Origin of the sequence: Streptomyces spiramenti, from assembly GCF_012034385.1 — a bacterium.
Classification (GTDB): Bacteria; Actinomycetota; Actinomycetes; order Streptomycetales; family Streptomycetaceae; genus Streptomyces; species Streptomyces spiramenti.
Map to the genome: position 1 here is coordinate 1 of NZ_JAAVJB010000179.1, position 11,105 is coordinate 11,105.

An 11,105-nucleotide genomic window follows, 5' to 3' on the forward strand; every position below is an offset into this window, starting at 1 on the left:
GGTCCGGCTGCCGCCGGACCCGCGCTCGCTCAGCAGCCGAGCAGTCGGCTGCCCAGGTAGGACTCGATCTGGTCGAGCGAGACCCGCTCCTGCTTCATGGTGTCGCGCTCACGCACGGTCACCGCGTTGTCGTCGAGGGTGTCGAAGTCGACGGTGACGCAGAAGGGGGTGCCGATCTCGTCCTGACGACGGTAGCGGCGGCCGATGGCTCCCGCGTCGTCGAACTCGATGTTCCAGTTGTTGCGCAGCGTCGCCGCGAGGCCGCGGGCCTTCGGCGAGAGCTGCGGGTTGCGGGAGAGCGGCAGGACGGCCACCTTGACCGGCGCCAGGCGCGGGTCGAGGCGCATCACGACGCGCTTCTCCAGCTTGCCCTTGGCGTTCGGCGCCTCGTCCTCGATGTAGGCGTCGAGGAGGAAGGCCAGCATCGCCCGGCCGACACCGGCGGCGGGCTCGATGACGTAGGGGGTCCAGCGCTCGCCGGCCTCCTGGTCGAAGTAGGCCAGGTCCTGGCCGGACGCCTTGGAGTGGGCGCCGAGGTCGTAGTCGGTGCGGTTGGCGACGCCCTCCAGCTCGCCCCACTCGCTACCGCCGAACTGGAAGCGGTACTCGATGTCGGCGGTGCGCTTGGAGTAGTGGGAGAGCTTCTCCGCCGGGTGCTCGTACCAGCGCATGTTGGACTCCTGGAGCCCCAGGCCGCGGTACCAGTTCCAGCGCTGCTCCATCCAGTACTCCTGCCACTTCTCGTCCTCACCCGGCTTGACGAAGAACTCCATCTCCATCTGCTCGAACTCACGGGTGCGGAAGATGAAGTTGCCGGGAGTGATCTCGTTGCGGAAGGACTTGCCCATCTGCGCGATGCCGAAGGGCGGCTTCTTCCGCGAGGTCTGCTGCACCTGGGCGAAGTTGGTGAAGATGCCCTGGGCGGTCTCGGGGCGCAGGTAGGCGACCGACCCGGTGTCCTGGGTCGGGCCGAGGTGCGTCGCGAGCAGCCCGGAGAACTGCTTGGGCTCGGTGAAGGCGCCCTTGTTGCCGCAGTGCGGGCAGTTGACGTCGGCCAGGCCGTTCTCGGGGAGACGGCCGTGCTTGGCCTCGTACGCCTCCTCCAGGTGGTCGGCGCGGAAGCGCTTGTGACAGGAGGTGCACTCGGTGAGCGGGTCGGAGAACGTGGCGACGTGACCGGAGGCCTCCCAGACCTCGGTGGCCAGGATCACCGACGAGTCAAGACCGACCACGTCCTCACGAGAGGTGACCATGTAGCGCCACCACTGACGCTTGATGTTCTCCTTCAGTTCCACGCCCAGCGGCCCGTAGTCCCAGGCGGCACGCTGGCCGCCGTAGATCTCACTGCACGGGTAGACGAAGCCACGGCGCTTGCTGAGGCTGACGATGGTGTCGATCTTGTCGGCGGCCACGGTGCTCTCTTCAGGACGGCGATGGAGTCGCCCCAGATTACCGGCGTGACATGGCCCATCACCAAATCGGGACGCGGGCTTTGGCCAGCGGGGGATCCACTTCAGGGCGGGCGTGGCACGAACGACACCCCACTCAATTGACAACGGTTTCCATCGCCCTTGAAAATGGCTGTCATGACCACTGCTCGCAGCCCCCGCCGCCCCCGGATAGCCAGGTCGGCCGTAGCCACCTCAGCCGCACTCTCGGTCCTCGCCCTCGGCGCCTGCGGCACCGACGACAACGGCGGTGGCGCTGCCGGTGACGGCGACGGCACCCTCTCGGTGACCGCCTCGTTCTACCCGATGGCCTTCCTCGCGGAGCGCGTCGGCGGGGACCACGTCGACGTCACCACCCTCACCTCCCCCGGCGTCGACCCGCACGACCTCGAGCTCAGCCCCCGCCAGGTCGGTGCCCTCGGCGAGTCCGACGCGATCCTGTACATCGCCGGGCTCCAGCCGGCGGTGGACGACGCGATCGGGCAGTCCGGCGTCGAGCACGTGGCGGAGGTCATGTCCTTCGTCAACAGCGCCCCCGCCGAGGACGAGGACAAGGACGGCGAGGAGGACCACGGCGACGACGGCCACAACCACGGCGAGGACGACCACGACCACGCCGACGAGGACCACGGCCACGACCACGGCGAGGACGACCACGACCACGCCGACGAGGACCACGGCCACGACCACGGCGACGAGGACCACGACCACGCCGAGGACGACCACGACGGCCACCACCACGACCACGACCACGGCGACGGCGACCCGCACCTCTGGCTGGACCCGCTGACCTTCGCGGTGGCCGCCGACGGCGTGGCCGACACCCTCGCCGAGGCCGACCCCGGCAACGCCGAGGAGTACCGCAAGAACGCCGCCGACCTCGCCGACGAGCTCCGGGCGCTGGACGAGGAGTTCGAGGCCGGCCTCGCCAACCGCGAGACCGACACGATCATCACCACCCACGCCGCCTTCGGGTACCTCGCCGAGCGCTACGGACTGCGCGAGGAGGCCATCGCGGGCCTGGACCCGGAGTCCGAGCCCAGCGGCGCCCGGATGCGGGAGCTGCACGACGTCGCCGAGCGCGACGAGGTGACCACGGTCTTCTTCGAGGTGCTGGCCAGCGACGCCATGGCGACGACCCTCGCGGAGGACCTCGGCCTGGAGACCGACGTCCTGGACCCGGTCGAGGGCATCACCGACGCCTCCCGCGGCGACGACTACTTCGCGGTGATGCGCGCCAACCTGGAGGCCCTGCAGAAGGCACTGCGCACCGACGCGTAGGACAATCCGAGGACGTCCCCGGCAGCGCAGGCCGCCCCCGACCCCACGGAGTGCCCATGGAGCCCGTCATATCCCTCAACGGGGTGACCGCCGAACTCGGCGGTCGGCCGGTGCTGCGCGGCGTCGACCTCACGGTCGGGCCGGGCGAGGTGGTCGCGCTGCTGGGGCCCAACGGCTCCGGCAAGTCGACCAGCGTCCGCGCCGCCGTCTCCCAGGTACCGCTGACCGGCGGCGAGCTGCGGCTGTTCGGGACCCCGGTCCGCCGGTTCCGGGACTGGCAGCGCCTGGGCTACGTACCGCAGCGCTCCACCGCCGCCGGCGGGGTGCCCGCGACGGTCCGGGAGGTGGTCTCCGCCGGCCGCCTGGCGCGGCGCGGACTCCGCCCGCTGGGCCGGGCCGACCGGGCGGCGGTCCGGGACGCGCTGGAGCAGGTCGGCCTCGCCGACCGCGCCGGCGACCCGGTGGACTCGCTGTCGGGCGGCCAGCACCAGCGGGTCCTCATCGCTCGGGCGCTGACCACCTCGCCCGAGCTGCTGATCATGGACGAGCCGCTGGCGGGCGTGGACCTCGCCAGCCAGCGGATCCTCGCCGACACCCTGCGCGAGCAGGTGGAACGCGGGGTCGCGGTCCTGGTGGTGCTGCACGAGCTGGGTCCGCTGGAGCCGCTCATCGACCGCGCGGTGGTCCTCTCCGGCGGTCGGGTCGAACGCGTCGTGGAACACTCCTCGGAGCTGCCCGCGGACCACGCCTGCCACCCCCATGACGAGCTGGACCCCTCGGTGGTACCGCCCCTCCAGACCGGCATCCTGTAGCGACGCGCCGCCCGCGCCCGCGTGGCGCCGGGCGGACGGCGGGCAGCGCCGGCCCACGGATACAGCAGCGGAAACGGACGGATCATGCTGGAAGTCCTCGACTACCCCTTCATGCAGCGCGCGCTCCAGGCCGCGCTGCTGATCGGGATCGCCGCCCCGGCGGTCGGCATCTACCTGGTGCAGCGCCGCCAGGCGCTCATGGGCGACGGCATCGGGCACGTCGCGCTGACGGGTGTCGCGCTGGGGTTCCTGCTCTCCGCCAACCCGGTGTGGATGGCGGTCCTCGTCTCGGTCGTCGGCGCGGTCGCCATGGAGCTGGTGCGGTCCTCGGGACGCGCCCGCGGCGACATCGCCCTGGCGATGCTGTTCTACGGCGGCATGGCGGGCGGCGTGATGATCATCAACCTGGCACCGGGAGGCTCCACCGCGAACCTCACGACCTACCTGTTCGGCTCGGTGAACACCGTCTCCCCGAGCGACATCACCGCGATCATGATCCTCTCGGCGTTCGTGCTGCTGGTCTCGTTCGGGTTGCGTCGGCAGCTGTTCTCCGTCTGCCAGGACGAGGAGTTCGCCCGGGTCACGGGGCTGCCGGTCCGCGCCCTGAACCTGCTGCTCGCCGTCACCGCCGCCGCCACCGTCACCGTCGCGATGCGGGTGGTGGGGCTGCTCCTGGTCAGCGCGCTGATGGTGATCCCCGTCGTGGCCGCACAGCAGCTCACCAGGGGTTTCGCCACCACGCTGGGGCTGTCCGTCGGTTTCGGCGTGCTGGTGTCGCTCTCCGGGACGGTCACCTCGTACTACGCCGACGTCCCGCCCGGCGCCACGATCGTGCTGATCGCCCTGGGGCTCTTCGCCCTCATCGCCGCCGCCGCGGCGCCGCTGGGACGTCGCCGGGCCCGTGCCGCGTCCGCGCCCGGAGCCACGCGGGAGAGCGAGGTCGTCGCCGCACCGTGATGTCCTGGCACAATGGCATCCCCGTACGGGGGCCGTGCGGGTAACGGTTCCGAGGATTCTCCGAGGAGGGCATCGTGGTGACGGCAGGACCACCGGTCCGTGGGCGGTCCACGCGTCAGCGGGCCGCGGTGGCGGCGGCACTGGCAGAAGCGGACGAGTTCCGCAGCGCGCAGGAGCTGCACGACCTGCTCAAGCACCGCGGCGACTCCGTCGGGCTGACGACGGTCTACCGCACGCTCCAGTCCCTGGCGGACGCGGGCGAGGTGGACGTGCTGCGCACCAAGGACGGCGAGTCGGTCTACCGCCGCTGCTCCACCGACGACCACCATCACCACCTGGTCTGCCGCACCTGCGGCAAGGCGGTCGAGGTGGAGGGTCCGGCCGTGGAGAAGTGGGCGGACGCGATCGCCGCGGAGCACGGCTTCGTGGACGTCGCGCACACCGTCGAGGTCTTCGGCACCTGCGGCGACTGCGCCGCCTCACGCTGACCTCACCGAACGGGCCCGGGGCGCGACCGCGTGGTCGCGCCCCGGGCCCGTTCGCACGGTGCTGCGGCCGTCCTCAGCGCCCGTCGGCGGCCGGCCCCCCGCTGGACGCGGTGACCTCGTTGGGCAGCGCCCCGCCGAAGCGGCGGTCGCGGGAGGCGTACTCGACGCAGGCGTCCCAGAGGTTGCGGCGGTCGAAGTCGGGCCAGAGGATGTCCTGGTACACCAGCTCCGCGTAGGCGCTCTGCCAGATCAGGTAGTTCGAGGTCCGCTGCTCGCCCGAGGGGCGCAGGAAGAGGTCCACGTCCGGCATGTCCGCGTGGTAGAGGTACTTCGCGAAGGTCTTCTCGTTGACCTTGCCCGGGTCCAGGCGGCCCGCCCGGACGTCCTCCGCGAGGCGCGCGGCGGCGTCCGCGATCTCGGCCCGGCCGCCGTAGTTCACGCACATGTACAGCGTCATCGCCTCGTTGTCGCGGGTCCGCGCCTCGGCGGCCTGCAACTTGGTGACGACCGAGCGCCACAGCCGGGGCTGTCGCCCCGCCCACCGGATGCGGACGCCCATGGCGTCGAGCTCCTCGGTGCGGCGGTCGATCACGTCCCGGTTGAACGCCATGAGGAATCGAACCTCGTCCGGGGACCGCTTCCAGTTCTCGGTGGAGAACGCGTACAGCGAGAGGTTGCGCACCCCCAGCTCCAGGCAGCCCTTGACGACGTCCAGGACGACCGACTCACCGATCTTGTGGCCCTCGGTCCGCGGCAGGCCGCGGTCCTTCGCCCAGCGGCCGTTGCCGTCCATCACGATCGCGACGTGGCCGGGGACCAGCTCCGCCGGCAGCTTCGGCGGCCTCGCGCCGGAGGGGTGCGGGTCGGGGGCGGCGTAATCGGCGGGCACGCGACGCTGCCGTGACAGCATTCCGCGACGGGCCATGGCAGTGCTCTCTCTCGACTGAGTTCGACGGAAGCCCGGAGGGCGGTGGGAACGCGTCGCTCCGGCAGGTGCGAGGGTAGCCGACCGCGGACGGACCCCGCGTGGGGCGCCGACCGGGGGAACGTCCTGCGGCTGCCTGCCCCGGGGGCGGGCGGCACGGCGGTGTCGGCGAGGGCGCGCGGGCTCACGGCGACGGGTTCCGCGTGGGGCTCACCGCGGAGCGGCGGCGTACCGCGCTCTCACGCGTGTGTGAGACCCCGAGTCGGATCGGCTCATGGCGTCGGATGCGGTCAGCTGCACGGCGGAGGGGCACCCTCGTACCGGGTTGTACTCGCGCACTCCTGACAACGCGGCAGACGGCCGTAGCCGCGTCGCGGGCCCGGCGTGGGGTCGCAAACCCCCTCTCGGCTCAGCCCGGCTGCGGGTGCGCCGCCGGGCGGCGGCCGGCCGGGACCGCGGCGGGCGGCGGGCCGCCGTCACCGCTGCGGTCGACGTAGCGCAGCGAGCGCAGCCCGCGCTCCATGTGCCAGTGCAGGTAGGCGGAGACCAGTCCGCTGCCCTCCCGCCGGTGGCGCGACTCGGCGGCGTCGGCTGTCGCCCAGTCCCCGGTGAGCAGCGCGCCGAGCAGTACCAGCGCCTCCGGTGAGGGGACGACGCTCCCCGGCATCCGGCACTCGGGGCAGACCGTGCCGCCGGCGGCGACGGAGAAGAACCGGTTCGGGCCGGGCATACCGCAGCGGGCGCAGTCGGAGAAGCTCGGCGCGTACCCCGCGACGGAGAGCGACCGCAGCAGGAAGGCGTCGAGCACCAGCCCCGGCGCGTGGTCGCCGGAGGCGAGCACGCGGAGTCCACCGACCAGCAGCAGGTACTGCTGCACGCCGGGTTCGCCCTCGTGGTCGGTGAACCTCTCCGCGGTCTCCAGCATCACGGTGCCGGCGGTGTAGCGGTCGTAGTCGGTGACGATCGCCTGGCCGTAGGGGGCGATCGTCTCGGTCTGGGTGCACATCGGCAGCCCGCGTCCGACGAGTTCCGCGCCCCGGGCGAAGAACTGCACGTCGACGTGGGTGAAGGGCTCCAGCCGGGAGCCGAACTTCGAGGAGGTCCGCCGCACCCCCCGGGCGACGGCCCGCACCCGACCGTGACCGCGGGTGAGGAGGGTGATGATCCGGTCCGCCTCGCCCAGCTTCTGGGTGCGCAGCACGATGCCGTCGTCGCGGAACAGAGTCATGCGCCCATTCTGGCGCACGCCGGGCCCGCGGCGGGCGCGCCCCCGGCACGGCACGGCGACCGGGCCGCGCCCTCGACGGAGGCGGCGGCGCACGGCGGGACCGGCCCGCGGAGCGGCCCCGGGGCCCGGTGGGCGGGCTCAGCCGGGGGCCGCGCCCCGCTCCCCGGCCCGCACCAGCCCCGACTCGTAGGCGGCGATCACCAGCTGCGCCCGGTCCCGGGCGCCGAGCTTGCCCATGACCCGGCTGACGTGCGTCTTCGCGGTGAGGGGCGACAGCCGCAGGGTCGCCGCGATCTCGGCGTTGTTCAGGCCGCGCCCGACCAGGGCGAGGACCTGGGACTCACGGGCGGACAGCCCTGCCACCGCGGTGCCGGCCCCGGCACCCGCCGACGGCGACGGCACGGCCGGTGCGCTCAGCAGCCGGGAGATGAGCCGTCCGGTGGGGCCCGGTGAGAGCAGCGCGTCCCCGGCCGCCACCGTCCGGATGCCTTCCAGCAGTTCCGCGGGCCGGGTGTCCTTCACCAGGAAGCCGGAGGCGCCGGCGCGCAGCGCGTCCATCACGTGCTCGTCGGTGTCGTAGGTGGTCAGCACCAGGACCCGCACGTCCGACAGCGAAGCGTCGGCGGCGATCCGGCGTGTCGCCTCGATGCCGTCCAGGTCCGGCATCCGGATGTCCATCACCACCAGGGACGGCCGGGCCCGTCGGGCGGCCTCGACCGCCTCCCGGCCGGTCGCCGCCTCCCCCACGACCGCCATGTCGGGTGCGGAGCCGATCAGCATCGCGAAAGCGGCGCGCACCAGCGCCTGGTCGTCGGCGAGGACCACCTCGATCGGGCCGGCCGGGCGGCCGGGCGCCGCGGCGCCGCCGGGGGTGTCCGGGGCGGCGTCGGGGGCGTGGTGGCTGTCCATACCCCGAGCGTAGGCCGCGCCCGCCGCGGGAGGCGTGGCGGCGCCCCAGTGCGCCGTCGGCGTACCGTGGCGCGGTGCGCCGCCGTGACCTGACATGCTTGACGCCGTGGGCGCGCGGCACGGCAGCGCCTCGGCCCAGGCCGAGGCCGAGGCGGCCCGCACCGACAGGTCCTCCGCGCCGAGCGGCGCGGTTCCCGCACGGAGGAAGTTCGCGGACATGAGTCAGCAGGTTCGGTCACTGGCAGCAGAGGTGGAGGCCGCCGTCTCGGCGGCGATGGGCGCGGTCGTCCCGGCCGACCTGGCCGGTGAGGACCCCCTCGTCCGACGCAGCGACCACGCGGACTTCCAGTCCAACGTCGCGCTCTCCCTCGCCAAGCGCCTGGGCGTCAAGCCGCGCGACCTCGCCGAGCAGCTGCGGGAGCACCTGACGGCGGCTGCGTGGATCGCCGGGGTGGAGGTCTCCGGTCCCGGCTTCCTCAACATCCGGCTGGCGGACTCCGCGCTGGTGGAGCGGCTCGCCGCGCGCGACGCCGACGACCGGCTCGGTGTCCGGCGGACCCAGGAGTCCGAGGTCGCCGTGGTGGACTACTCGGCGCCGAACGTCGCCAAGGAGATGCACGTCGGCCATCTGCGCTCCACCCTCATCGGTGACGCGCTGGTCCGGGTCCTGGGCCACCTCGGGGCCGAGGTCGTCCGGCAGAACCACGTCGGCGACTGGGGCACCCAGTTCGGCATGCTGATCCAGTACATCACCGAGAACCCCGACCTGACCTGGCGCGACGCGGACATCGACCCGGCGGCCGAGGCGACCGGCAGCGCGGTCTCGGCTCTCGACGGTCTCTACAAGGACGCGCGGAAGGTCTTCGACGCCGACCCGGAGTTCAAGGCCCGGGCGCAGCGGCGCGTGGTGGCGCTCCAGTCCGGTGACGAGGGGACGCTCGCCGCGTGGCGGGAGATCGTCGCCGAGTCGGAGGCCGCGTTCCAGCAGGTGTACGGCCGCCTCGGGGTGCTGCTGACGCGGGACGACGTCGCCGGTGAGTCGTTCTACAACCCGCGGCTGCACGACGTGGTGGCGGAGCTGCGGGAGAAGGGCATCGCGGAGGAGTCGGAGGGCGCGCTCGGTGTCTTCTACGACGACATCCGCGGCCCCGACGACCAGCCCGTGCCGCTGCTGGTGCAGAAGCGCGACGGCGGCTTCGGCTACGCGGCGACCGACCTGGCGGCGATCCGCTACCGGGTGCAGGAGCTGAAGGCGACCCGTGTGCTGTACGTGGTGGACGCCCGGCAGGCGCAGCACTTCGACATGGTCTTCCGCACCGCGCGCCGCGCGGGCTGGCTGGGCGAGGGCAGCGAGGCGGTGCACGTCCAGAACGGCACCATCAACGGCCCCGACGGCAAGCCGTTCAAGACCCGCGCGGGCGGCACGGTCCGGCTGGCCGACCTGCTGGACGACGCGCTGGCGCGGGCGCGCGAGGTGATCGCGGAGAAGGACGCGGAGAAGGGCGCCGAGCTGAGCGAGGAGCGGCTCGACGAGGTCGCGCGGGTGGCGAGCATCGGCGCGGTCAAGTACGCCGAGCTGTCGACGTCCCGGGCGAAGAACTACAACTTCGACGTCGCGCAGATGGTCTCGTTCACCGGGCAGACCGGCGTGTACCTCCAGTACACCCACACCCGCATCGCGTCGATCCTGCGGCGCGCGGAGGCGGAGCAGGCGGGCGCCGCGGCGTTCGACGACTCACTGCCGCTGGCGTCGGCCGAGCGCGAACTGTCGCTGCTGCTGGACGAGTTCGGCTCGACCCTGGACTCGGTCGCCAGGACGCTGGAGCCGCACCGGCTGGCGGGCTACCTCTACACACTGGCCAAGGCGTACACCGGTTTCTACGAGTCCTGCCCGGTGCTGCGGGCCGACTCCGCCGAGGTCCGCGCCAACCGGCTGGCGCTGTGCCGGCTGACCCGCGACACCCTGGCCTCCGGCCTGGGACTGCTGGGGATCGAGGCGCCCGAGCGGATGTGACGGCGGGCCGCCGAGTGGCGGCTCGCGGCGGGGCGGGTGTGACGGCGAACGCGCCGCGCGCCCGCCCCGTCGGTGTACGGGCGGCCTCCCCGACCGGTCCGGGCCGTCCGGGCGGCCGTGGGCACTCGCGGGTCCGCCGGGCCGGGGGTCCGGGCCGGGCACGGTGCGGTGACGGCGGGCGCTCGGTGCGGTGACGCGGGCGCGCCGTCAGCGGCGGGGTGGGCCGAAGCGCACCGGGACCCCTGGCGAGTACAGCACGCTGACCGGCTCCCCGGTCGGCGCGGGCAGTCCGGCCGCGGTGATCAGGTTCTCCTCGCACCGCTCCAGCCGGGCGCGGTGCAGCGGCCAGCGCGGGTGGCTGTTGGGCAGGAAGACGGTGCGGCCACGCAGCGTCGTGTGCAGGCCCCAGCGGGCGGTCAGGAAGTGCTCCAGCGGCTCGGGTTCGGTGAGCGGCTCGCCGATGGCGGCGGTGATGCGGCTGAACGCCCCTCGCGGACCGGGCAGTCGTCGCTCCGATCGGTAGTGCACGCGGTCGCCCTCACGCGCCACGGCCATGTCGGCCCAGGTGTAGGGCAGTCCGAAGCCGGCTCGGGCGACCAGTACCGCCGCGGACCTGGTGGCCTCCAGCGAGCGGAAGACGACACCGCGACGGCCCAGCGCGTCGCGGGAGTAGAGCCGCACGTTGGTCTCCGGGAAGGAGCCGATCCCCGGGAGGCCGGGGAGCCCCAGCAGGCCGATCCGGTGCATCCGGAAGGCGATGAGCCCCACGTGGGTGACGCCCTCGTGGGTGTCGGGCTCGCAGCCGGCCGGCAGGAGCGGGGCGACCGCGGCGGGGTCGGTCGACCAGTGCAGGAACGTCAGATCGTGCCAGGACTGGGTGAGCAGGGTGCGACCGTGCGGGCGGGGAGGCTCGGGCGTCACCGGCTCCACGGGAAGCGGCCCCGGCCGGGCGCCGCGTGCCGCGCCCGGGCGCGCGTCTCGGCGGTGCGGTCGCTGCCCCATGGACGGCAGCGTCTCACGGCGCCGCCCGGCCCGCCGTGCGG

Annotated in this window: 10 protein-coding genes; 5 read left to right on the top strand and 5 right to left on the bottom strand. The window is 73.3% G+C overall.

All coding sequences use genetic code 11. The annotated features are described in order from the left end of the window. Positions 1-29 precede the first annotated feature (29 nt). Positions 30-1,412, bottom strand: a complete 1,383-nt coding sequence (locus HCJ92_RS18270; protein WP_167934693.1) for a glycine--tRNA ligase — start codon at positions 1,410-1,412, stop codon at positions 30-32. 165 nt (positions 1,413-1,577) lie between these two features. Between HCJ92_RS18270 and HCJ92_RS18275 the strand changes: the two genes are divergently transcribed. The 4 genes from HCJ92_RS18275 to HCJ92_RS18290 all read left to right on the top strand — a co-directional run bounded on the left by HCJ92_RS18275 (position 1,578) and on the right by HCJ92_RS18290 (position 4,986). Then, complete coding sequence (locus tag HCJ92_RS18275) at positions 1,578-2,729, top strand: metal ABC transporter substrate-binding protein (protein ID WP_420824738.1); 1,152 nt, start codon at positions 1,578-1,580, stop codon at positions 2,727-2,729. Positions 2,730-2,785: 56 nt separating this feature from the next. Beyond that, a complete protein-coding gene (locus tag HCJ92_RS18280; RefSeq protein WP_167934695.1) occupies positions 2,786-3,541 on the top strand; it encodes a metal ABC transporter ATP-binding protein in 756 nt (251 codons plus the stop codon). 84 nt (positions 3,542-3,625) lie between these two features. After that, positions 3,626-4,498, top strand: a complete 873-nt coding sequence (locus HCJ92_RS18285) for a metal ABC transporter permease (RefSeq protein WP_167934696.1) — start codon at positions 3,626-3,628, stop codon at positions 4,496-4,498. Between the two features lie 74 nt (positions 4,499-4,572). Further along, positions 4,573-4,986 (top strand): transcriptional repressor, encoded by a 414-nt coding sequence (locus tag HCJ92_RS18290; protein WP_167934697.1) that lies wholly within the window; start codon positions 4,573-4,575, stop codon positions 4,984-4,986. 73 nt (positions 4,987-5,059) lie between these two features. Here HCJ92_RS18290 and HCJ92_RS18295 read toward each other — a convergent pair whose 3' ends face one another. The 3 genes from HCJ92_RS18295 to HCJ92_RS18305 form a co-directional block, all read right to left on the bottom strand. Further along, positions 5,060-5,911, bottom strand: coding sequence for an isoprenyl transferase (locus tag HCJ92_RS18295; RefSeq protein ID WP_167934698.1), 852 nt, complete (start codon positions 5,909-5,911; stop codon positions 5,060-5,062). Between the two features lie 409 nt (positions 5,912-6,320). Further along, on the bottom strand, positions 6,321-7,139 hold the full coding sequence (recO, locus tag HCJ92_RS18300; protein WP_167934699.1) for a DNA repair protein RecO: 819 nt from the start codon (positions 7,137-7,139) through the stop codon (positions 6,321-6,323). A 138-nt stretch (positions 7,140-7,277) separates the two neighbouring features. Further along, a complete protein-coding gene (locus HCJ92_RS18305; protein ID WP_167934700.1) occupies positions 7,278-8,048 on the bottom strand; it encodes a response regulator transcription factor in 771 nt (256 codons plus the stop codon). Between the two features lie 217 nt (positions 8,049-8,265). Here HCJ92_RS18305 and argS point away from each other — a divergent pair, with 217 nt between their 5' ends. Then, on the top strand, positions 8,266-10,062 hold the full coding sequence (argS, locus tag HCJ92_RS18310; RefSeq protein WP_167934701.1) for an arginine--tRNA ligase: 1,797 nt from the start codon (positions 8,266-8,268) through the stop codon (positions 10,060-10,062). A gap of 207 nt (positions 10,063-10,269) precedes the next feature. Here argS and HCJ92_RS18315 read toward each other — a convergent pair whose 3' ends face one another. After that, entirely contained in the window at positions 10,270-11,064 is a 795-nt protein-coding gene (locus HCJ92_RS18315) for a YqjF family protein (RefSeq protein WP_167934702.1), read from the bottom strand. Positions 11,065-11,105 lie beyond the last annotated feature (41 nt).